The sequence below is a fragment of the Candidatus Acidianus copahuensis genome (assembly GCF_000632495.1).
Lineage (GTDB): Archaea > Thermoproteota > Thermoprotei_A > Sulfolobales > Sulfolobaceae > Acidianus > Acidianus copahuensis.
The window spans coordinates 1-23,006 of sequence record NZ_JFZT01000065.1 but is presented as its reverse complement, the minus strand read 5'-3'; the positions used below and the strand labels follow the sequence as shown (position 1 = coordinate 23,006).

Genomic DNA, 23,006 nt, shown 5'->3' with positions numbered 1-23,006 from the left:
GAAAAGTAAGGGCGTTAAACACTTTTCGGTATTATGAACGTGGATCGTATCGTGAATTGCTAGGATTAATATAGGGGTTATAAGCTTTTGAAGAAGGGAAAATTTAAAGTGTTCGTTAGATCAGTTAATGTGACTAAAAAGTTTTGTCGATCCCTTTTCTATTTATGATAAGGGACAGTTCTAGATTAGAAGCGTAAATTTCCAATTTTTTCTTTGAGATAATAAACGTAAAAATGCGAGTCTCAATGCGACTAGTGCGTATTACAAAGAGGAGGGTTAACATTTATAAACGTAAAGAGGTTTTCAATTTAATTAAAAGTCCTTGCGACTGAAAGGACGTTAGATCTTTACAACAAATTTGGTCGCATGATGGGTTGGCTAAAACAGATAAAAATAAATAAGAGAAAGGGAGAAATGAAGATAAGTAGTATAAAAATACATCAGTTGCATCCTAAAAGGAATTGAAAGTGATACCCAACTCCGATGATATTAGCCCCGTTGATAGTCGTGTTGCATCCTAAAAGGAATTGAAAGGAGAACCCCCGAAAAATCTGTGTTAACTCCCTTTCGAGTTGCATCCTAAAAGGAATTGAAAGTAGCTTATCGACGAAATAAATCTCTGGTATACCATATTTCTGTTGCATCCTAAAAGGAATTGAAAGGCAGAAACATAACGAAGTTGGCTTTACTTATCTGACCCATGTTGCATCCTAAAAGGAATTGAAAGTGCATGTACATAGGTCAGCCCTTTATAGGGCTATGCTGATCTAGTTGCATCCTAAAAGGAATTGAAAGATTCTAACCATTCCTTCAGTTCGTATGTGTTACGTTCGTTGTTGCATCCTAAAAGGAATTGAAAGACTGCTTTTTTCCCATGGATGGGAAACAAATCATAAATAAAGTGTTGCATCCTAGAAGGAATTGAAAGCCAAGCTCAATATCAGTTCTATCAATTTATCGATTTTGTTGCATCCTAGAAGGAATTGAAAGAACTTTCATACCATTACACCCCCGCAACACTCTGGTTGCATCCTAGAAGGAATTGAAAGAGGAAAGGTACTGACATCGCTATCGATAACGTTAACGCTATGTTGCATCCTAGAAGGAATTGAAAGTAAAACCGTTGCAGACTGTCTATTGTGTCAAATTTTTGGTTGCATCCTAGAAGGAATTGAAAGATCTAAATTTATTCCATGAAGAAGTGGCAAAGTTACTTGCAAGTTGCATCCTAGAAGGAATTGAAAGAGGAAAAATTATATTGATATCCCATATATTCGTATTTCGTGGTTGCATCCTAGAAGGAATTGAAAGTGTTAGCGGGAGAAGTAGCTACATGGTTACTTATCTGGTGTTGCATCCTAGAAGGAATTGAAAGAAAACCCTCGTTAATTGACTTTTTAGTAATCGTTATCGCGGTTGCATCCTAGAAGGAATTGAAAGTCATAACGTCCTCATCAACCGCAATGTCCTTCCTTACTCTGTTGCATCCTAGAAGGAATTGAAAGTTGGTCTTAAGACAGGGGACAATAGGCACAAGAGGTTGTTGCATCCTAGAAGGAATTGAAAGGGGTTTGTTTACCCCTTAATTCCTGGGGGCTTAACCCCCAAGTTGCATCCTAGAAGGAATTGAAAGTTTAGCATTTCAATATGCTGTTTTGCAATAATTTTAAAAGTTGCATCCTAGAAGGAATTGAAAGTATTTATTTGTCAAGGTATTGTAAGGTACTTTATTATTGGGTTGCATCCTAGAAGGAATTGAAAGAAAGCTTTTGTAATTGCAGTTGTTAAATATGTTTGCTGTAGTTGCATCCTAGAAGGAATTGAAAGTTGGCTAACACTATGGGGTCGAGCCCCATATAATCGCTTTGTTGCATCCTAGAAGGAATTGAAAGTGTTGATTTTCTAACTGGTTTCTCTGATTTTCTTGATTTGTTGCATCCTAGAAGGAATTGAAAGTTAAAGCTACTGGTAATGTCAGTAGAAACGTCATTGAAGAGTTGCATCCTAGAAGGAATTGAAAGCCTCTATTCTCTCTCTATCTCTCCTCTTCTCTGTCTCTGTTGCATCCTAGAAGGAATTGAAAGCATACTGGCTAATTGCAAGACAAATGGCTTATTCCAAGTTGCATCCTAGAAGGAATTGAAAGAATACTTTCAGCACCTTTCTTGCGGACGTACCATTACCGTGTTGCATCCTAGAAGGAATTGAAAGCGGTAATCCTCCTTGTGGTCCTTTATATGCAGGCAATTGCGTTGCATCCTAGAAGGAATTGAAAGTTGTATTAGTGATATTAATGTTGCTGAAATGTTGATATGCGTTGCATCCTAGAAGGAATTGAAAGTGCTAAATTCAATATTATCACTCATTTCGTACTATTTATGTTGCATCCTAGAAGGAATTGAAAGCGCGACACACTGTGTGTGGTGTGTGGTGTCCCAATTTGTTGCATCCTAGAAGGAATTGAAAGATAGCGACTTCTGCTTTAGCCATCCCAGAAATTCGTTATAGGTTGCATCCTAGAAGGAATTGAAAGCCCTTGCTCAGATATAACATCGTATCCTTTGGCGTCGTTGTTGCATCCTAGAAGGAATTGAAAGGCTAAATAAAAGCTTTGACGTAGCCCAACCCACCACTACGGTTGCATCCTAGAAGGAATTGAAAGAGTGGGGTAATCCCCCATGTTCGTTAAAGACTGGGTTGTGGGTTGCATCCTAGAAGGAATTGAAAGTTTGGTGATGAGATGATAACAGATATACTGCCTATATTGGGTTGCATCCTAGAAGGAATTGAAAGAACTAACACGCTCATGGCTCATTCCGCAAACTTGTTTTTGTTGCATCCTAGAAGGAATTGAAAGCCCCACAACAATACTACGTTGAAAATAAAACACTCGGAAGTTGCATCCTAGAAGGAATTGAAAGATATTTATATTATTATACAATTTTTAATATATTTTAGAAAGTTGCATCCTAGAAGGAATTGAAAGTTTGGTGTGGCACGGGATGCCACAGGACATACATCCCTGGTTGCATCCTAGAAGGAATTGAAAGTACAGGGGGGCCGAGAAGAAGCCCTCGGCCTAGCTGAGGTTGCATCCTAGAAGGAATTGAAAGTAAATGTTCCAACGCCCTCTTCGAATAACTACCAAGGTTGCATCCTAGAAGGAATTGAAAGGTTGGGCATAACTATCTATATGCTGTCGGGTATACATGTTGCATCCTAGAAGGAATTGAAAGATGCCAACTACGATAAGCGTTGGGACTTGTTCTACGCGGGTTGCATCCTAGAAGGAATTGAAAGTTATTGATTGCGTCCCACTCATCAGCGTAGTTCTTCGTTGCATCCTAGAAGGAATTGAAAGATACTCTTTATTACCGATGCATTCCCCGTCTCCTAACGGGTTGCATCCTAGAAGGAATTGAAAGGCCAAAGACAGATTCGCAGAATGTTTTTACTATTATCATGTTGCATCCTAGAAGGAATTGAAAGTTATTTCTAGTTCATGTATTCGTTTTTTAGCTCGTCCTGGTTGCATCCTAGAAGGAATTGAAAGCTTAGAGTTACCCTTTTGCATACGTATTTCCATTTGTTGTTGCATCCTAGAAGGAATTGAAAGCTTCTTTCTTGTGGTTGTTCGGCTTTGCCTTCAATTTTGTTGCATCCTAGAAGGAATTGAAAGGTAGTTACATTCTCTTCTTCGCAGACTTATGTAAGCATATGTTGCATCCTAGAAGGAATTGAAAGATATAATCCCAGGATCGCTTATACATCCTTAACGCATTATGTTGCATCCTAGAAGGAATTGAAAGAAGCCATTCGGCAAATTTATACGAAGATATTTTGATCGTTGCATCCTAGAAGGAATTGAAAGTAAAACAGCTCTTGTATCTTCTCTTTTTCTTGGTCGCTCAGTTGCATCCTAGAAGGAATTGAAAGCTATCCCTGAAAATTGCCTTGAAAATCCACCAACACTCGTTGTTGCATCCTAGAAGGAATTGAAAGATGTTTTTCAATGTAATTAAATTCGCCCTGATTAAATGCGTTGCATCCTAGAAGGAATTGAAAGTTATGTCTCATGTAAACATCGTAGGCATCATCTGGTCGTTGCATCCTAGAAGGAATTGAAAGTTATCTACATCAACGACAATGTATTCAATCGTTTCTTTTAGTTGCATCCTAGAAGGAATTGAAAGTCATAGCGATATACCGTAATGAAGGTAAACCGGCTAGCGAGAGTTGCATCCTAAAAGGAATTGAAAGTTAGTGGGGGTCTCATAGAAAAAGAAATAGAATTTTTTTTGTTGCATCCTAGAAGGAATTGAAAGAGATATATTAATGCTATAGCTGTCCGCATATGTAATTGTTGCATCCTAGAAGGAATTGAAAGTTTGACCTACCATAAATACTAACAGCAGTATAACTATCACGTTGCATCCTAGAAGGAATTGAAAGTGATCCCCCCTGGTGAAACCCATAATAATTAATCTGGTTGCATCCTAGAAGGAATTGAAAGTTGTAGATATGTAGTCTACAATAGTGATGTCCGCTATTAGTTGCATCCTAGAAGGAATTGAAAGCTTTATCGTTAAAACCGATAATATATCGTAAAACCATGTTGCATCCTAGAAGGAATTGAAAGCATATGGGAAAAGTAGGCTAGGAGGACGCGGCCCCCGGTGTTGCATCCTAGAAGGAATTGAAAGTGTGAGTAAAATGGTTTCCGAATATTTGTCTGTTACAGGTTGCATCCTAGAAGGAATTGAAAGCTAATCTTCTCTTCGAGTTCCTTTCTTTCCTTCTCAAGTTGCATCCTAGAAGGAATTGAAAGTTGAAAGTACTGAAGGTAGCACAGTACGCTTTCCAAGTTGCATCCTAGAAGGAATTGAAAGATAACACTCCCGCTTTCATTAAGTCACTGAGTCTACCAGTGTTGCATCCTAGAAGGAATTGAAAGTTTACTAGGGGTAGTAAAACTCAATCACCTCGGATTCCACAAGTTGCATCCTAGAAGGAATTGAAAGCCGAAGGACACTATGTTGTATTTATCAAAATCGGAACGTTGCATCCTAGAAGGAATTGAAAGTTCGTTCTTTCTCCAGTAACGACTGTACTGCGTCTCTAATGTTGCATCCTAGAAGGAATTGAAAGACAAACAACAATTCCCATAGCATCATAGTTAGATTCAAGGTTGCATCCTAGAAGGAATTGAAAGAAATTCTTTTGCACAGAATATTGCTCAGAAGCCCGAACTAAAGTTGCATCCTAGAAGGAATTGAAAGCCATTGGGGTCCTCCCCGAAGATATTCACACTTATGTTTGGTTGCATCCTAGAAGGAATTGAAAGCCGTCTGGTGTATAATCTACATAATTTATCTCTATTTCTTGTTGCATCCTATAAGGAATTGAAAGTAAGTGACCGTGACATATGCAGTCGCCTGGCCGAGCTCTTAGTTGCATCCTAGAAGGAATTGAAAGAATTGTATGAACCTTATCGATTGTGGTAGTTGTGTTGTTGCATCCTAGAAGGAATTGAAAGTATGCAGTTTTAACAATTAATGAAATTACAGTACAAGTAAGTTGCATCCTAGAAGGAATTGAAAGCTTGGAGGACCATACCACCAGTATGTCCTTAAATATATCTGTTGCATCCTATAAGGAATTGAAAGTAAGTGACCGTGACATATGCAGTCGCCTGGCCGAGCTCTTAGTTGCATCCTAGAAGGAATTGAAAGAAGATTGTGTCGCTGTCTCTTACCACATCGACAAGGCTTAGTTGCATCCTAGAAGGAATTGAAAGGTGGTATTCCCCAATTGGTCTCCATCAACTAAGGCGATTTGTTGCATCCTAGAAGGAATTGAAAGGAAATAATGACCTTTAACTCTTGATTAGAAAAACTTGTTTGTTGCATCCTAGAAGGAATTGAAAGCTCTAGGGGTTGGGGCAGGCGGGGAAAAAGGGAGGCTGCGTTGCATCCTAGAAGGAATTGAAAGAAAACCTTTGTAACTCCACGTTGTGCAAGTTCCAAAGTTGCATCCTAGAAGGAATTGAAAGATCACGAAGGCGAGCTCATCTTTTATGATGGGCTCAGCCTGTTGCATCCTAGAAGGAATTGAAAGGCATCAGTTACCTCTGATGTTGATTTGAACTCCTTATTTGTGTTGCATCCTAGAAGGAATTGAAAGTTTTTTGTATTATAGATACTAGAATTTATCGTTTTTCTATGTTGCATCCTAGAAGGAATTGAAAGTAATATCTTCATTGTCAAGTTTGTCATTTTCGACAGCAAGTTGCATCCTAGAAGGAATTGAAAGATCTGCAAACCTAGATAACATTAATGGCTATATTTCGGTTGCATCCTAGAAGGAATTGAAAGGCAAACCAAGTACAGTACTTACTTGTTGATGAAAGTGTGTGTTGCATCCTAGAAGGAATTGAAAGCCTTAACCATATTATCGCTACATGTGATAAACTTCCCGATTACCTAAAGTTGCATCCTAGAAGGAATTGAAAGATTGGTGTCGTCAAGACAATATCCTCTGCGCCGGTTGTCGGTTGCATCCTAAAAGGAATTGAAAGGGTCTTTTGCTGCTGAAATCAAACAAGGGCAAATCTACTGTTGCATCCTAAAAGGAATTGAAAGTACTTAACACTACAGTGTTGGCACACATATATTGTATTTGTTGCATCCTAAAAGGAATTGAAAGAAAAAAAGCTTAATTGCAGATTTTAAGATAGGATATATAAGTTGCATCCTAGAAGGAATTGAAAGAAAGAAAAGGCTTATTGGGTTTATTATCTGATTTAATGAGATGATTAGAATCGGAAGAATATCTAAAGACGAAGAAGAGTATTACTTTTCACTTGATGGCGGAAAGTGGAGGAACGTGAAAGTTAAGGACAAGATATGGCGGGGCTTAAAAGGTGTTAAGTATATGGAAGCCGAGTTAGATGAAGATTCAGGTACAGTGATAAAGAGAGTTTATAAGGTAGGGGATAAGGTAATAAGCGTAGAATACTTTGAAGTAGAAGGTGGACAACTCAAAGGTCTAACCTTTAGGTGCGAAAGTTTGGGAGACATATTATCGCAAGTAGTTGAGATTTGCGAAAATGAGAAAATAAGGGTCTTTAGATATGAAGGGAAGTTCTTTGACGATAAGGCGCAGTTGCAGAACTATATAGTGAATACTATAAAGAGGCAAATTGAGCAGGATTTTGTAAGGGTCAACGGGAAGATAAAGGCAGAGACGGACAAGGCATATCTACTGTCTTTAAAGGGAAGAGAGGTATGGATACCTAAAAGCCTAGGAAGATTAGGGGAAGAGGGGATTGAGACACCTTTATGGTTTGCTAAGAAAAATTCACTAATCGCTGAAAAGGAGTACAATGAGGTCATTAGCGAAAAGATGAAGAAGTTTGACGAGGAACTAAGTAAGATACCTTTCCTTTAGAGGAAATTGCTTACACAGATAGCGTAAGGTAAACCATAGAGGGTTAACCATTAAACGTAAGCTTGAACGCTCTCTAGCAACTAATGATATAGTTTTAAACGATACAGGATCGTTAAAGCATGATCCTTTACGTTCAGTCCTTTTAGATCTTCGCTGAAATAAAGCTATATTGTAACAACTTGTGAAGTTTCTTGATTTTTTGATGAATTTACAATCCTACGTAGTTCTACCCGTTTCTGTCCCCTTTATTGTGTTACTAACAGCTATGTTTGCCCAGGGATTTAGGTTTTACGGACATTCCTTGTTCATGAAACAACTTGATTTCACCACGCTCTTAACAAAGCTGTTCATCAGGATCCACTAGTGAGCTAATCTAACCTACACTACCGAAATGGATTTGAGGGAACCGACACATCCTTAGTTTCCCCCTTATGTCTCACTCCTTAAACTATATAGAAGATTATACGGTGTGAATTTATTTTCTCCATTTTTTAATAATTTAGGAAGAAAATTTGAGCAGATAATTCCTTGTAATAACGTCCAAAACTTCCAGTTAAGTGTTATTCTGACATAAGAAACTTATCGGATATATCTAAAATACTTGAAGCTAATAATATATTTTGTCTAATTATTGCTAAATTACATTAAATTAGCCTATTATATATAATTAATTCCCTCTTTTATTCTCGTGTTTAGTGATGATTTTAATAATACGGATTTTCTTTCCCTCATGTAACGCGTCACATGTTGTTAAAATCTAATAAACTGCAATTGTGTTTAACAAGCTGAATAATAAGACAATAACTCGAAATATACTCAAATATTCCTACGACTGTATTAATTTTACATACAAGGCTTAGGGATAAAGTATTAATTATTGCTTCTCATCAGATAAAGCTTATTCATGCAAGGTTAAACTACTGAAAGCTAAATATATCTACATATAAAAATTCTTAAATATTATAATTATGTTTTAAAAAAAATTATTTACTTTCTTCTTTCTTGGCTATTTTCCAATATCGTTTTAAATTCTTGTTGAACAACCTTGGTATCTCATCTAGTGGTACTCCTTTAGTTTCTGGGACTAAAGTAATGACATATATTGTTGTAAGTACACTTAATATTAATTCAAAAATAAAAAATGGGAATATACCAAAAGATGCTTTCCAAAATGGAAATATGTATATTATAAAGAAGTTTGAAAACCAATCAATTGCAGCCAGAATTCCCATTCCTCTTCCTCTGAATTCAGTTGGAAGTGTTTCTCCTTGAAGTACCCAACCTACTCCTCCAACACCAGCATGGTAAAATAAAAGATAGAGAATCATGCTACTAAAAATAAACGCTACAGATAATGATATAATAGGAAGCATCTTCTTAATAGATACAGTACTCATAGGCTTAAATACAGCTGATTTAAGGTCAGCTTCAGTATTTCTTATTATGACGTTTTTAGGATTGATGGGTCTTGAATATAGTTAGATATAAATAATAAGAAAAACCAAAAACACGTATCAACTTTACCTATTAAAATTGCTTCATTAACCTCTATTGTTTTGTCTATGTTTATATTCCCTCAATACTTCTAAAAACCAATTTACACTCTTCCTCCACTCTAGTTGCTGTTGTATTGATTTTAATACACATAATGCTTAATACTACAATAAAAGGAAATATAATAATGAAAGTAATTATAGGCTCGGAAAGAGTGGAAACCGAGGACAGAATTACACTTCGTGAACCTGCAACAGGTAAGGAAATAGATTACATTCCCCTATTAGATAGAGATAAGGTAAAAGAGGCTATTGATATTGCGTTTCAAACATTGGACAAATTACAAGCTATTCCTCCCTATATGAGATCTAAGTTCTTGCATAAGGCCTCGGAACTCATTAGACAAAGACAAGAGGAACTCGCAACATTAATGGTGAGGGAGATAGGAAGGCCAATAAAATCTTCCCGCGTTGAAATCTTAAGGGCTGCACAGATATTTGACTTAGCAGCTGAAGAAATTAAGAACGTATTTTCCGGGCGATTTGTACCATTAGACGTTTATGAATTCCCGCCAGGCAACGAAAACAGGATTGCTTTCGTGAAAAGAGATCCCGTAGGGGTAGTGGCTTCTATAACGCCTTTTAACTTTCCAGCAGCTTCGTTTGCACATAAGGTGGCTCCGGCCCTTGCAGTGGGTAATACAGTAGTGCACAAACCCACCATTTTAGCGCCATTAACCCAAATAAGGCTAGCTGAGATTCTTTTGGAAGTCGGATTTCCACCAGGTTCCATCAATATTGTAACGGGAAATTCAGAAATGATAGGTGAAGAATTTACTACAAATCCTAAGGTCTCCCTAATAACTTTTACAGGGTCTTCAAGCGTAGGATTAAACCTAGCATCTAGAGCCATAGCCAATGGAAAGAGGGCTATTATGGAGCTCGGAGGAAGTGACGCTATGATTGTCTTAGAGGACGCTGATATTCAAAGAGCTGTGAATGCAGCTATTACAGGTAGATTTGACTATGCTGGTCAGTTCTGTAATGCTACGAAAAGGATAATAGTGAGAAAAGAGATAGCAACCGAGTTCTCTAAAGCCTTATCTGAAAAATTAAGCAAGATTAAAATGGGCAACCCGTTGGACGAGGGAACAGATATTGGTCCGTTAATAACAAAGGATGCGGTTGAGAATATGAAGTCCTTCTTAGATGACGCCATACGATCTGGTGCAGAAGTTGTTTATCAAGGTAAAGATATTCCAACTACTGGCTATTTCTTCCCTCCAACAATATTAAAACTAAGAGGTTTCAATGAAAAAGTTAGAGTAATGAAAGAGGAGATATTCGGTCCTCTACTTCCAATGGTGGAGGTATCCAGCGATGATGAGGCCGTGTCAATAGCTAATACCTCTGAATACGGTTTAGATGCATCTGTATTCACTAAAGACTTTTCAAGAGCTTATAAAATAGCGTCAAAAATAAAATCTGGAACAGTAATGATAAATGATGTAACTAGGTTAAGGTGGGATAATTTACCTTTCGGAGGATTTAGGAAAAGTGGGATCGGTAGAGAAGGAGTAAGAGACACAATGTTGGAGATGACTGAGGTAAAAGTCGTAGAATATAACTTAAGTTAAATACTTTTTATGAGTGAATTTCTAATTTAGCTAATTGAGTTTAAAGTTAATTAAAAAATTACTAATGATAATAATTTAAGTGAGATTTTTCTAAGAAATGATTGGCCAAGATCCTGATAATTAAAAAGTTTTCCGATAAATCAGTTGAAAGGCCTGTTAACAGAAGCAAAAGGATATTGCAATTTTAAAATGTACCAATTTAGGTAAAGATTTACTTGGATTTATATCTTCATGATAATATACAATTTCCAGAACTACACATCATTTTCTCTTACTCAGAAGGATCTCTAACACGTTCTTCCCTATCTTATCCCCGGTAAACTTGTTTTCAAAGTTGTTTACCTCTATCCAACTCTTCAAGTCCTTATATCCTAACTTCCTCAAAGCCTCTGAAATTTCACTCTCATAGTCCTTAACGTTAACCATCTCTTCCTCCAAGAACGTAGCTTCCCATATCTTCATCACCCTCCCTATCTCGTTTATTGGGTCACTGTCGTCGTCAACCCTAATATCTAAAAACTTACCTACTGCTGACGGGTTGATCTCACTAACCTCACCCTCAGGCATCTTTACAACTACGATAGCTGCGCTCTGCTTTCCCCTCCTATCTCCTCCTTTGTTATCGGCCTCCAATAAAGCGTTGAATATCTTTTCATGGATTTTTCCCTTTCCTTCAGCTACCTTAGCCATAGCCTCTAACACCTCTTCCCCAGCCAATATATTTCCTTGTACTGTGAAGTTATTGCCGATGATGTGCCCTGCGTATGGGTAACACTCCTTCCCAGTAAAGGCTACAGCGCTTCCCTTTGAGTCCACAATCCCAACTTGCCTGCGCTCACTCAAAGGATCTGAGGATATGAGCTTTTCTAGGGTTGTTTTAGCATCATACTTTTCCAGTAACTGTAAACCCTCTACGCCGTATTTTAAGTTAGCCAGCGCTTGTGTAGCGATTGCCCCTGCACCGGGTTTCAACCATGGTACGAAGGCTCCAACTGCTAAAAACTTACTCGCTACCCCTATCCCCCATGCCTTAATTTCTGGGTCATAAATTACTATTGAGAAAGTCATAATATGATGCGATTGTGATGACTTTTATGTCTTAATCTGCGGGAAATGGGGATCAACCTTATTACAGAGAGGGGAGAGAAGGTTAAAGAATAGCATTTGCGGAGAGAGGAAGAGAAATTCCCGTTCCTTGTAGACTTTACCCTTACATTGTGTTTAAAGCTCCCCTTCACTTATAACGTGTTACTAACGTCTATTCCACCTTATGTGGACTTAACACTAGTCTAGTCTCCGCACACTGAAATTTAATTTTAAAACAAAGGAACACAATTAATTAAACTCTATTTTGAATTACAATCTCATTTATATAATTCGGATTAGAGAGACGAAATAAGTTGAGAATACACGAATTTTGTCGTAAGTAATGTTTATTAATGTCGTTTTGGGCTTAGTAATTATGGACAGATTCGCTGCAGTACTCGTAGGGTACGGTATAGGAGCTCTAATAATACTAGGACTAATGTTCGCGAACGCTAATAGTATCGCTATGGTAGGCTATTTCCTGCTATTCTTACTGTATCTGTTAATTGGCTTCCCTTCAGCGATGTATATATTTTTCCAAGGTAGAGTTATTAGCATGTCATTTTTAGGATTTATTGACATGGACGACAAAGGTATTTATAAACGCGGTATCACTACTGGTTTCGGAAAGAAGTACCTATACAGCTGGAGCGATATTGCTGACGTTTATGTAGTAAGGTCTGTGACCACGTATTACGAGAGATTACCCACTACTGCGACTGCTGGCGAGATAACCATAGTGCTGAAAAACGGGCAGAGACATATGTTAAGAAACGTTCCTAACCCCGAAGTAAAGGTTGAGATGATAAAACAAAGACTTTTAGCCCATAATACGTAGGTGATTTTTATTAATGTTATTATATTTTTTTATTCTTTATTCCTTTTTTAACTAATATATTTCTCCCTTTTTTTAACATTTACTTACTGTTTCACACTTCGACTACCAACTTCTCATTTTAATACGAGGGTACATTGTTTAGATCTCAGAGTTAAAAATGCGAGAAATTCGATTCAGTGACTTTTTTTATCATGATTTTGCATGTTTAACGCAGACGATTGTTCTTACGAAATGATTAAGTATTGTCTTTGATCGAGCCGTTATCGTAGGCTCTCGGCAAAGAACTAAATAGAGGAAACTTTTTCTTTTCTAATGAAGGGTAGGTTTAGAATGAATTGTAAAGCCGCTCTAGTGGCAGGAACTTTTAGATTCTAAGCTAGAGATTGAGTAATTTGGATCTAACCATTATACCATCTAAAACCCTTGTAATACGACAAGTCACCTTTGATCTTTTACAACGCTTTTCGCAAAGAGGCAAGTTATTTTCATGACCTTAAAATGGTCCATGACGATAATAATACGCCAGACTGTACCGTATTTAGTGGAGATGAGAAAGAGAAATTCCCGTTCCTTGTAGACTTTACCCTTACACCGGATTTACAGTCCTCTCTCGCTTAGAACACACTCTTAACGTCTTTTCCACTCTATGTAAACTTAACACCAGTCTAGTCTACACGCACTGAAATCATATTTCAAAATATGATATTCATGAATATGATATTTTTGGATGGGAAAAAGAGATTGAAGCGATAAGGGAGAGGGTAAACTCGCCTAACTTCGAACTAATTATTGTCTACGGTAGGAGAAGGATGTGTATCCAACAATTTTGTTTGTGTTATCCAATTTTTGCTAAGGGTTTTAGGGTTAGGGGGGTAATGCTTAGGAATGAGGAAAGACGAACTCCTTGTTCCATTAACCCAAAGTTTATGGGTTTTATCACAAGTAAATGTTTTCCCTACAAATGGATGAATCCCTTGCACTATTCTGGACTCCATTTTGCAAACAACCACGTGTTACAGCATATTTCAGAGGAAACTAGGATAGGGTGAAAAATTCATTTTGATTCAGTACTGCTTATAATTTACCTTAAGATTTTGCATATCTATGTAGGCAGCGAAACCGCTTGCTACTAAGGCTACGTAAAAGTAGGGTAGTGGTATTAGGAATAATAACGATAAAATCCAAAGGGCTTTAGCTAACTTACTCTTCGATAAAGAAGCTAGTGTGGCGAAAATTAGTATATAGGAAATAATATTGAAAACAGCGTATAGGAAGAGGAAGAAAAACTGAATTCCAATGACTGTCAATTCTATCAAAATTGAAAGGGAGAAGAGGATTATAGCTATAAATATTGCTGAAAACCTTTCCCCATTACCATTAGCCCTAAATAAAGATGCTAGGTATGATAGGATAATTACTAAGATTATGACGAATATTAAATTAAATAAGATAAGGTTGCTAGGAGTGTAAAGGAGGAAATATGGTTGTGGGAGAGTGGATAATGTTAGAATTTCAGAAAGCGTGGGTAATGTAAGCCTTACAAATAGATATAGAATATATGCGAAATAGAATGAGTATAAATACCTATTCATACTCATGTATGATAAATCTTTTTATATGCATAATAAAGTTTACTATTTTGTAGTGCCCTCATTTTAATAAAATCTTATAACCATAACATTACGATATAGTAGAATGTGGACTATGGGTAATACTAATGAGCAAGCGTAATCTGTTGTGAAATAATTCTATAAAAGGGTTTATGAAAAAAAAGAGAATTGCTTTAAGCTAATTAAGGTTTAAGTAGTTTTAGTAGTCTCCGTAATAATAATCTGAATAGTTTAATACAAATCCTTGTAATGGGGGAGATAGTTTATTTGATGCATTAAGCAAACTAACGAAAACGGTACCGCTACCATTAATGAAAATTTGTAGCCATGTATTACTGGCGTAGTTTTGTAATACGTTACTAGGCATGTCAAGCCATATCACATTAGATAATGCATCTAAACCTAGATCTATTGCTATTTCTAATGCTGTAGATTCAGGCGCTACGACAAACGGTAAAACGTCCAAAGCTGCGTCTAGAACTATTGATCCAACTTCGTTATTTTGAACTTGATAATCTATTTCAGATAGAGACGTGCCAATATGCGGTGGAGCTGAAGAGTAGATTAGAGGAGGTTCTATGTTCACCAAATTTCCATTTGACCACGTTGCATATCCCCATATTTGACCAGCTGAATGTGCTAAGCCTAGGTAATTTAAGTAATAGTATATGGAACTATTGCCATAAGGTAGCCACTTTATGTAGGTTCCAGAAGAATTTGTATAATAAACCTCAGCATAACCATATTGAGACCCTATGCCGGAACCTATATTTTGACCAACATTTAAAACCTCAAAAACATATGTCGAGCCTGCAGGTATATATCCAAAACGAGACATATATAGCTTTATTTCATACTTTATTATAGCAAAAGTAGCATTATAATAAGTATATACCGTAGCACCAGGTCCTAATAACTTTGCCTGAGAATACTCTAAGGTAGGGGAAGATTGCCAATTTACGTTTTCAGAAAAAGATGTTCCGATATATCCACTACTATTAGCATATGCAAACCAAGAAACTTTACCATTCAAGTTAGTTTGAATCTCTACAAAACTGAAATTATCGTTGTTTATTACTCCTTTACTTAAGATAACCCAATTTAAAGGAACTTGTAAATCATTATAAACTATATCTGTGGTAGTTGGTTCATATATGTAATATCCCATCACAAAGTTGGGTGCATTTACTTCTTCATCACATGTTATATTAAATATGAGTGGATAACAATTTCCTCCTCCAGGAGGATTATAAATGTAATAGGGCGCCTTTATATGTGGTACATTCTTTATATATGGTGCACTAATGTTTTTAACCAAATTTAAAGGTGTTATCATCATGTTTGCAATTATTCCATACCTTAAGTTTTCAATTACCCATGAGGGGTTGTAAGGTATTTCCATTGTTTGTATGTAAGTCTTGTTTCCTTCAATATAACTAGCTATTACTAAGAGTGAAGTGTTTACTTTTCTTCCCTTCCACATCATGGCGTAAGGTAGGATTTCACTAAATGGTATTTTAAATGTGCTTCCATTACTGTTAATTATTGTCTTAACGTTGTGAGGTTCATTTGCAATAACTGTAATTATAGCGTTTACAGGATTTGCTGAGCTTCCATTCTTAAAGTAAACCTTTATTAGGAAGTACCCATCTATATCTTTGAAATATTCTATAGTTCCAGAAGGAAGACTAATTTCACCAACTAACTTAGGCATGAATACGTAAATCATCGAAGATATAAGCGTGACTGATAGAAGAGTTATTAGAAATAGTGATGTTATTGAATTTACTCTTATACCCCCCATGCCTAAACATCTCCTTCACATCTGAGTTTAAAATAAATAAAAGTTTTATAAAAATTTTTTCCACCTCAGTAGTTAGTGTGTATTCAGCAGTTTCTCCTCTCTGAGAGGAATTTGTTATAGATCGTGAAGAATATTTTCATCGACTTTGCTCTTGTCTCTTTTATTAATCTTGCTGGAAAGCACTTCCTTTCACGCGAGTATTTTTTGTTTCGTTTACTTTCCTTGGTTTTTAAAGCATTCAAGTAATTCTTCTTTCCTCGTTCCTAAGCATTGACCCTAAAACCTTTAGCAAAAATTGGATAATACAAACAGAATTGTTGGATACATACAATGTTCACGGCATATCAGTTAAAGAGTATAATTTAATGCCAATTATCGGCGGAACTACAAACTATAGAGGGATAATAAACCAGAAGGCTAAGGGTGGTGGATTAACGAAACCTGGCATTATTAAAGAACTTAAACTTTCAGAGATCCCCATCGGAGAAAAGAAATAGGGTAACCAATTGAGGTTTGGAAAAGTATTTCCCAAGATAGTAATTCCCTCAAATACCGCGAAGAGAATTGCAGATAGTAATGTATATTTCTCTTGGTTTTTAGATAAAAATGCAACGACCATAAATATTAAGTAAAGGGATAATAGCTCTAAAAAGTTAAAGAGTATGAAGAGGAGCAGTCCTTGAAGTTTAGTGGTTATAACTCCAATGAAAAATGACCAAATGAAGAAGCCCAATGCTAAGGTATAGACTGCTACAGATATTAGTAATACCATTGTCCCAGCAACCATACGGGAAATGAATACACTACTCCTCGTTGCAGGAGTAACTAAAATTTGTTCTAGTGAGCCTTCTAATCTGGATCTAGCGAAATTAACGTAAGCCAGATATATTACCACAAGGGGAAATATGGCTGTGAAAATAATAGAGGAGGAGCCTACCATAGCTGGTAAGGTTATACCAACAAAACATACTGGTATCAAGTTAAAGGGTACGAAAAGCCCTATCACCACAAAAATAAATATCGATGATAGCACTAAAGGTCTCAACAACAAATTTCTCATTTCATACATTATATTTGCAAATTCCTTAAGATATATAAAGAAATTACGCAATTAAAACTTTTATCTTCCCTTTTCAATTCCGTTCATAGATCTCATCTTTCTCTTCCAGAAGCATTGAACCCATCCAAGAACAGTTCAAGACCCTCATGTGGTACTATCCTATTATGCCCTCAATCTTTATTGCAGTATCCAACTCTTCTACTGGTTATTCCAGGATTAAATAGAGCTTTTCAAAATGCATTATTGGATATCATCATCGCGCACTTAAATATCCATATGAACTCGGCAACCTACTTATCTTGAAATTCGCGATTTTAATACGAGCTGGGAACTCCTTGAAAAGTTAAAGAGGAGAACTTTATAAACGATTACTTTGCCCCACAACTCACAACGTTATAACACCATACTTCCTTGATACGCTCCGTAACCTTTTATCAAAAGTCGCTATAGGCAGTTTTCTGCGTAAAGCGTGAATCATTATTACCAAACCATTATACCTACTTAGAGATAAGTCCTCCTTACGTAGAATATTTAAAGCATCAACTATATCATCCCTAGAACTACAAGAAATTTCAGCCTTAGGGTCGTTGACGTAACTGGAAAGGTATGTATAATAATCCAGTGAAACGTTTAAGCCCTTAAAGAACCAAACCAGTTCATGAATCACTATGTCTGGGATTACCCAACCTTCTAATTTATCTAAGAGCTCAGAAGCTTCCTTATGATACTCAGAATCCTCAAACAGATCAAAGATTATTACATTAGTATCAACTACTGCTTTCATTTATTCCACTTTCTATAGCCCTCTCTATATCCTCTAAAGTTAACTTCTTACCTAATCTAAGCCTAGGTCTCTCAGCCTTAGGTTTCCTAAAAACTATTTCGTCCCCTCTCAGCTCTACCTCTAGTATGTCGCCCTCTTTAATTGATAATCTCTCCCTCACCCACGAGGGTATTGTAACTTGGTAATTTCTTGTTACCTTAACCCTGTCCATCAATTTACTTTTCAAATTAGTAATATATAAGCTTATCTAGTATAAATCAACATAAAGAGATCGTGATAAGTTAAACATAAATCCAAAGGATTTATCAAGAGTTGATACTAACTATTTATAAACTATCCTTCAACGAAGGATTCTTTTCATAAGCGTATTTTCCGCTCTTAAGTAAGCCAAGAAATTTACTAAATTATAGAGTGAGTTAATTTTCTTAAAACAGATTATTATAACACATAATTAACTAAGGGCATTTTATTTACAGCCTTAATATTTTGAGGAACATCCACTTATTCCATACAGCGTAAACCTCAAAAAGTTTATATTTTTTGCATTAAAAATTATAATGAAGGCTTCCCTAGATCGTGTAATCAAATACCTAGAGTCTTACGCTAAGGAAAAGGGGATTATGATAGACTTAAGAAGTAACCTACAGTATAAAACAGTACGTAACGGTTTTACAGTGGAGGGAATACTGACTATTAATGATAATCAGTATGATGTTTTGGGAGAGTTTTATGGAAGGTTAGGATTATCGAATTTTAAAAATGAGGTTAAGTCAATGATTGATAAGGAATACGATGATATAAATAAGGCTTTGAGTGTTTTAGCAAGGAAAAGCTCAGAGATAAAAAAATTCTCAGAATTTATAAAGGAAATAGAATCTAATATTAAAACTGAGGCTACAATAGCTATAACCACTATAAGAGCGAAAGATGTTATTGAAGGTAACGTAAAAATAGATAGGTTAAGACAAAAAAGATTTTTAGCTAAAAGAATAAACAATTATGTTTTATATTATCGTTTTAAACATAATATACAGTTAATAAAAAATTATTCATAGTTTTATAAAAATTTCAATAATAATAAATTTTATGTCGTCTTATTAGCATCATTAAGTGATGAGTTTGACGAAGAGATAAACAACTACATATTAGAACTCAGGGGATACAGTGTTTACATAATGTGTTGAGTGTGGAAAAGGAGACTGCAAAAGAGTTTAGCTGAAAGCTACAATATGGACCCAAAAACTAAAAGACCTTTAGAACCTTTAAAAGGGGTAAAGTACGTTGGTGGGGATGGCATCTGCCTAAACGATAGCTTTATTGAAATCAAATGCTAATATACATTATATATTAACACAATGCCGTTGTCAGCAGTTTATTAAAACCGTGACATTTCATGATTTTCACTTCAAACCAAAATACTTATATATATTCTAAAATCAATATTATATTGTCCCACATGTGGGTGTGTAGACCCGAAGGAGGGACTATGAAAGAGTAAAGGATGGTGGAATTAAGGATGTGCGGGTTTCCCCACACCTTGGCAGTGCGGGTGGGGTTAGCCCGCTAATGGGGCGCGATGATGAGCTTTGTTTAGAACGTGGTGAAGCCCAAGGGCTTTACGGGCAATAAATGTCCGTAAAACCCAAATCCCTTGTTGAGACTTAAGCGAATGATTTTTTTACAAAATCACAGCGTGAAGATCAGATTTCGAGTTATCTTTGCTTAACTCTGTTTACTTTGAAGATATTTCCTCTTCAAACACACTCCATCTGACTGCTCCCACTCCACCTTACTTTTCCTTTTTACGTCATAATAATTAACGTATACAAAATTAAGCAACCCTTCGTTATAGTCGTTGACCTTAACGTACTCCTCACCAGTGAGTATCTTAAGTGCTTTATGAAGTAAAGGAGCACTAAAGGGAACCTTGAACTGTAATAATCCTTTGACAGACTTAACATAATCGTCAACGTAAGAACCAACACTCAAGGTATACCTCCCGTCCTCATCTGGAGGAAAAAGTAAAATACCAGCACTTATTAACCCTCCAGCAACTACCTCAAAGGGATGACACCCTACCCATTCATCATCGTGATACCACCTATAAAAAGCGTCCCTATCGTCTAAGGGCAAGTCTAATAAACCGCAGTCCCTAAAATCAGCATACCTCTTGTAGTCCTCCTTAAGATCTCCAGTAACTTTCTTACCCAGTGACTTATAAATAATGGACACTACGGTAAGGTAGTCCCTAAGCATTATTTTATTGCTCTCCAGCCTATTTTTTAAGTTCTCCTTGTATTTCCTCCATAACTCCTTAGCTTCACTGATCGGCATAAGTTTGTCCCATACGTATTTCAGTTTCACTCTACCTCTCCTATATAAGGGGTGAACGTGCTCTGTTGGTATGTATTCCATAAAACAATTACACAACTTTGCAAAGTCAATGACCCTCTTTATTACCCTCTTTAACTGATCAGAGATGTGACTTTGCTCTTCTCCCTTGTTCGCTCTAAAAGTTGAGTGGTCTATCCTAATTTCATACTCTCCCGTCTCCTTAAAGTACGTGAGCGTGAGGGGGACAAACCATATCCTCTTACCTTTGACTGGGAAGAAGAGGTTTGCGTACAATTTCACGTAGTCTGACTCAAGAGACGGGTATGTAATTTCCTCCATTTCCCTTAGCATTTAGTATAGTTCGTCGTTATTTACCTTTACGTCACTAGATGAGGTAAGTTCTGTTAAGTTTATCTTATCCCTTATTACCTTATCCGCTCCAAACATGACTGAAACTGGGTAAAAAAAGGGAGAGAGATGTGTGAATCAATCACTGTTTCGAAAAGGTTTACTAATTAAACGATATAGGTTAACATATGAATAACCGTGCTTTGCCGTTGGACGTAATATTCGTTGTTGCAATCGTTGCCTCTGTAATTTAATTAGACCAAGGAACTTCATAGCCCATGTTGGTTTGCCATACTGTTTTACGCTTATCAAGATACAAGACAACAAAAAAGTTTGAATGCTGTCAAGAGATAATAAGTAAAGGCATAGACAATATAATTAAATACTTTACTAGATGCGTAAAATTTTCTAGGTCTTGCATAGACCAGCCTCCGTGTGCTATTAATAAGTGCGAATCTTGTACATAGAGTTAATCATAACTAGGTTTCTCCGATCTAGATTAAATTCTTTCCAGGTTGGGTTTCTAATAAATTAAAGGATTTTGTTAAAACTCTCTTTTTACCCCTAGATTATCTAAATCTCTATCGTATGAATAAATCTTATTAGTCTTCACCCTCCTCATCCGTGAAACAATAATAGCATCATCCCACATCTTAAGGCTCAAATTTTTTCTTTTAAGGAGATCAATCCCTTCTATGACATCCTCCCACTTAGTCTCAATGACGGTGATATTAGAGTTTGACATATAGTTTATGGAATCCAGAATAACATTTTCCTCCTCTCTAAATGGGCCAACACTTGGGCAATGACCAGTGTGGATGTAAAACCTTCCCTTATGGTCTATAGAATCTCTAAAGACCTCCTACCGAATTTAGGGTCCTTAAAGAGGACGTACACGAAAACGTTGGAGTCAATGAATGTCCTCATATCCTAAAGCTCCCTCAATTTCCTCAATATCAACCTCTTCCTCCTCAGCAATACCGTAAATGCCCATGGGAGAAGGCTTCCTGACTTTCAAAACTATTATACCGTCCTTAACTTCAAGGATTAATGACGATCCCTTCTTTATGTTTAACTCTTCCCTAACCTCTTTAAGTATTACAACCCTACCCTTTTCATCAGCGATAACTGTGTATCCCACGGGAGATTTAATTTTTCCCACTAAAATTTTTTCTGTTCATGTGGAGACGTAACAAGAGGATCATGATTAACTAAAGCGACATAGGCCTTCACTAAAAACGCTCAACGTCACTAACAGAAAGACTAGTAATACCCGGGATACTCAAGAGGACATGAACCCTAGGAACACTAGACCTAATCCCACCCTTTTCTTTTCATCAAGGACTGTTAGTAAAAGCCCTGAAAAGAAAACCAAATCCTTACGAGTAGTGGGATTAGGAGAAGACACCGAAACAAGGAGGGTTTCAGTAACCCTAACCAACTAAGGACAAGATCCTTCTAATCCTCGCCTTAACAGCCTCCTTCCTCAATATATTGAGACTAGCTCCCTTAATTCAGTATATGACATAGCATCTCTACTATCACCAAACTCAACTTTGTTTCTTGCGTTAATTCTATCACTATTCTTACTCCTTCATAATCCAAGAGGTTTAAAACCTTAACATTCCATGATAGTAGGAAGTCGATTGGACGTATTGAATACACCCCAGTAGGCTCTAGTGCAACAATAGTGCTTTCATCAACTAGTTTTAGCAACTCTCAAGAGTCCTTCTTGTTGTTAGCTATTTCTTCAATATCCTTCTCACAATATACTATGAGTTTACCTTTTGATACATCTACCTCTATTACCCTGCTTTCACCACCCTCTGGACTCTAGACCCATGTTCAATGTATAGTCTAGGCAAGCTTCTACAAGGGACTTTTAAGCCCATGTGTCACCTTGGTCTGTCCCGTACTGAAGGTCAAAAATCACTTAACCACTAATATGTTATATAAAAACACCGTCAAATTACAATAAACTACTACCACCCCTTAAGATATGCCATCTGTCAAACAGTAAACTCTAGGCTAAAGAAAGTTTAAAAAACATTCCTTCCCTTATTCAGAGACCAAGTAAATATCTACAAAGCCTTTGATTATTGAAGCAAGCAATAGTGGATCGTCTTCCGATACAAAATGTCCAATATCCTTGAGTAAGATGAATTTAGAACTTGGAATTTGATTGGACAGTCTAATTCCATGGAAGTAAGGGATATATACGTCTTGATCTCCCCAAATTATTAGAGTAGGAATTTTTACCTTATTTAACTCCGGAAGTGCTTTTAAAGTATCTCTAAAGTCTAATGCCCTAGCTGCCCTTAAGTAAGCCCTTTTACCTTCCTTACTCGAAAAGGGTTCTGCATACATTTTAGCTACTTCCATGGTAATTTTCTCCTTTCTTACGACTCCTTGTCTCAGTGAATTATAAAAGCCCTCTAACATGTCAACTCGTTTTATATAATCGTCCCATTTAGGATCTTTTAGCCTTAAGATAGTTTGTGTTGGCCAATAGTCCATTCCCGCGCTATCCACTAATATCATTGAGGACACAATCCCCCTCATA

The 23,006-nt window shown here is 36.6% G+C and carries 16 protein-coding genes and 1 CRISPR repeat array; of the genes, 6 read left to right on the top strand and 10 right to left on the bottom strand.

All coding sequences use genetic code 11. The features are described from left to right. Positions 1-443: 443 nt before the first annotated feature. A CRISPR array of direct repeats spans positions 444-6,770; the repeat unit is 25 nt; unit sequence GTTGCATCCTAGAAGGAATTGAAAG. Positions 6,771-6,810: 40 nt separating this feature from the next. Then, complete coding sequence (locus CM19_RS12030; protein ID WP_048100698.1) at positions 6,811-7,449, top strand: hypothetical protein; 639 nt, start codon at positions 6,811-6,813, stop codon at positions 7,447-7,449. A gap of 983 nt (positions 7,450-8,432) precedes the next feature. Here the strand turns inward: CM19_RS12030 and CM19_RS12025 are convergent. Beyond that, positions 8,433-8,777 (bottom strand): MFS transporter, encoded by a 345-nt coding sequence (locus CM19_RS12025; protein ID WP_048100697.1) that lies wholly within the window; start codon positions 8,775-8,777, stop codon positions 8,433-8,435. Here CM19_RS12025 and CM19_RS13235 point away from each other — a divergent pair. Together CM19_RS13235 and CM19_RS12020 are read left to right on the top strand one after the other, a co-directional pair. Then, a complete protein-coding gene (locus CM19_RS13235; protein WP_200869418.1) occupies positions 8,776-8,931 on the top strand; it encodes a hypothetical protein in 156 nt (51 codons plus the stop codon). The two genes, CM19_RS12025 and CM19_RS13235, sit on opposite strands and share 2 nt — an antisense overlap. Positions 8,932-9,130: 199 nt before the next feature. Then, positions 9,131-10,579: an aldehyde dehydrogenase family protein gene (locus tag CM19_RS12020; protein ID WP_048100696.1), complete on the top strand. Its 1,449-nt coding sequence runs from the start codon at positions 9,131-9,133 to the stop codon at positions 10,577-10,579. Between the two features lie 261 nt (positions 10,580-10,840). On the opposite strand, the gene CM19_RS12015 is transcribed toward CM19_RS12020, so the two are convergent. Further along, positions 10,841-11,647: a DUF1028 domain-containing protein gene (locus CM19_RS12015; RefSeq protein WP_048100695.1), complete on the bottom strand. Its 807-nt coding sequence runs from the start codon at positions 11,645-11,647 to the stop codon at positions 10,841-10,843. A 394-nt stretch (positions 11,648-12,041) separates the two neighbouring features. Here CM19_RS12015 and CM19_RS12010 point away from each other — a divergent pair, with 394 nt between their 5' ends. Both CM19_RS12010 and CM19_RS13155 read left to right on the top strand, forming a co-directional pair. Then, positions 12,042-12,503 carry a hypothetical protein gene (locus CM19_RS12010; RefSeq protein ID WP_150111448.1) on the top strand — a complete coding sequence of 154 codons (462 nt, stop codon included), beginning with the start codon at positions 12,042-12,044 and terminating at the stop codon, positions 12,501-12,503. Positions 12,504-12,947: 444 nt separating this feature from the next. Next, complete coding sequence (locus CM19_RS13155; RefSeq protein ID WP_160164888.1) at positions 12,948-13,121, top strand: hypothetical protein; 174 nt, start codon at positions 12,948-12,950, stop codon at positions 13,119-13,121. Positions 13,122-13,567: 446 nt separating this feature from the next. Here CM19_RS13155 and CM19_RS12005 read toward each other — a convergent pair whose 3' ends face one another. From CM19_RS12005 to CM19_RS11985, 5 genes are all read right to left on the bottom strand, one after another. Continuing rightward, the gene (locus CM19_RS12005) at positions 13,568-14,095 is read right to left on the bottom strand and encodes a hypothetical protein (RefSeq protein ID WP_150111447.1); all 528 of its coding nucleotides are present in this window, start codon (positions 14,093-14,095) and stop codon (positions 13,568-13,570) included. 217 nt (positions 14,096-14,312) lie between these two features. Then, positions 14,313-15,917 (bottom strand): hypothetical protein, encoded by a 1,605-nt coding sequence (locus CM19_RS12000; RefSeq protein WP_048100692.1) that lies wholly within the window; start codon positions 15,915-15,917, stop codon positions 14,313-14,315. 391 nt (positions 15,918-16,308) lie between these two features. After that, the gene (locus CM19_RS11995) at positions 16,309-16,986 is read right to left on the bottom strand and encodes an ABC transporter permease subunit (protein ID WP_048100691.1); all 678 of its coding nucleotides are present in this window, start codon (positions 16,984-16,986) and stop codon (positions 16,309-16,311) included. A gap of 376 nt (positions 16,987-17,362) precedes the next feature. After that, positions 17,363-17,761, bottom strand: coding sequence for a PIN domain-containing protein (locus CM19_RS11990; RefSeq protein WP_048100690.1), 399 nt, complete (start codon positions 17,759-17,761; stop codon positions 17,363-17,365). Further along, on the bottom strand, positions 17,745-17,972 hold the full coding sequence (locus tag CM19_RS11985) for an AbrB/MazE/SpoVT family DNA-binding domain-containing protein (protein ID WP_048100689.1): 228 nt from the start codon (positions 17,970-17,972) through the stop codon (positions 17,745-17,747). Before CM19_RS11985 ends, CM19_RS11990 begins: the two co-directional genes overlap by 17 nt. Positions 17,973-18,318: 346 nt before the next feature. On the opposite strand from CM19_RS11985, the gene CM19_RS11980 reads away from it, so the two are divergent. Beyond that, on the top strand, positions 18,319-18,816 hold the full coding sequence (locus CM19_RS11980) for a hypothetical protein (RefSeq protein WP_048100688.1): 498 nt from the start codon (positions 18,319-18,321) through the stop codon (positions 18,814-18,816). Between the two features lie 667 nt (positions 18,817-19,483). Here the strand turns inward: CM19_RS11980 and CM19_RS11975 are convergent. The 3 genes from CM19_RS11975 to CM19_RS11960 all read right to left on the bottom strand — a co-directional run. Then, the gene (locus tag CM19_RS11975; RefSeq protein WP_150111446.1) at positions 19,484-20,434 is read right to left on the bottom strand and encodes a hypothetical protein; all 951 of its coding nucleotides are present in this window, start codon (positions 20,432-20,434) and stop codon (positions 19,484-19,486) included. 919 nt (positions 20,435-21,353) lie between these two features. Then, positions 21,354-21,605: an AbrB/MazE/SpoVT family DNA-binding domain-containing protein gene (locus CM19_RS11965; RefSeq protein ID WP_235185685.1), complete on the bottom strand. Its 252-nt coding sequence runs from the start codon at positions 21,603-21,605 to the stop codon at positions 21,354-21,356. A gap of 896 nt (positions 21,606-22,501) precedes the next feature. Then, on the bottom strand, positions 22,502-23,006 hold a 505-nt coding region (locus CM19_RS11960; protein WP_048100686.1), incomplete at its 5' end, for an alpha/beta fold hydrolase.

Excerpts from the sequence above, each read along its gene's own strand:
- CM19_RS13235 (WP_200869418.1), top strand. The coding sequence starts at position 8,776 with ATGCTACTAAAAATAAACGCTACAGATAATGATATAATAGGAAGCATC.
- CM19_RS12025 (WP_048100697.1), bottom strand. The coding sequence starts at position 8,777 with ATGATTCTCTATCTTTTATTTTACCATGCTGGTGTTGGAGGAGTAGGT.
- CM19_RS12000 (WP_048100692.1), bottom strand. The coding sequence starts at position 15,917 with ATGGGGGGTATAAGAGTAAATTCAATAACATCACTATTTCTAATAACT.
- CM19_RS11975 (WP_150111446.1), bottom strand. The coding sequence starts at position 20,434 with ATGGAGGAAATTACATACCCGTCTCTTGAGTCAGACTACGTGAAATTG.
- CM19_RS12005 (WP_150111447.1), bottom strand. The coding sequence starts at position 14,095 with ATGAATAGGTATTTATACTCATTCTATTTCGCATATATTCTATATCTA.
- CM19_RS12015 (WP_048100695.1), bottom strand. The coding sequence starts at position 11,647 with ATGACTTTCTCAATAGTAATTTATGACCCAGAAATTAAGGCATGGGGG.
- CM19_RS11980 (WP_048100688.1), top strand. The coding sequence starts at position 18,319 with ATGAAGGCTTCCCTAGATCGTGTAATCAAATACCTAGAGTCTTACGCT.
- CM19_RS11985 (WP_048100689.1), bottom strand. The coding sequence starts at position 17,972 with ATGGACAGGGTTAAGGTAACAAGAAATTACCAAGTTACAATACCCTCG.
- CM19_RS11995 (WP_048100691.1), bottom strand. The coding sequence starts at position 16,986 with ATGTATGAAATGAGAAATTTGTTGTTGAGACCTTTAGTGCTATCATCG.
- CM19_RS12020 (WP_048100696.1), top strand. The coding sequence starts at position 9,131 with ATGAAAGTAATTATAGGCTCGGAAAGAGTGGAAACCGAGGACAGAATT.
- CM19_RS12030 (WP_048100698.1), top strand. The coding sequence starts at position 6,811 with ATGATTAGAATCGGAAGAATATCTAAAGACGAAGAAGAGTATTACTTT.
- CM19_RS11990 (WP_048100690.1), bottom strand. The coding sequence starts at position 17,761 with ATGAAAGCAGTAGTTGATACTAATGTAATAATCTTTGATCTGTTTGAG.
- CM19_RS12010 (WP_150111448.1), top strand. The coding sequence starts at position 12,042 with ATGGACAGATTCGCTGCAGTACTCGTAGGGTACGGTATAGGAGCTCTA.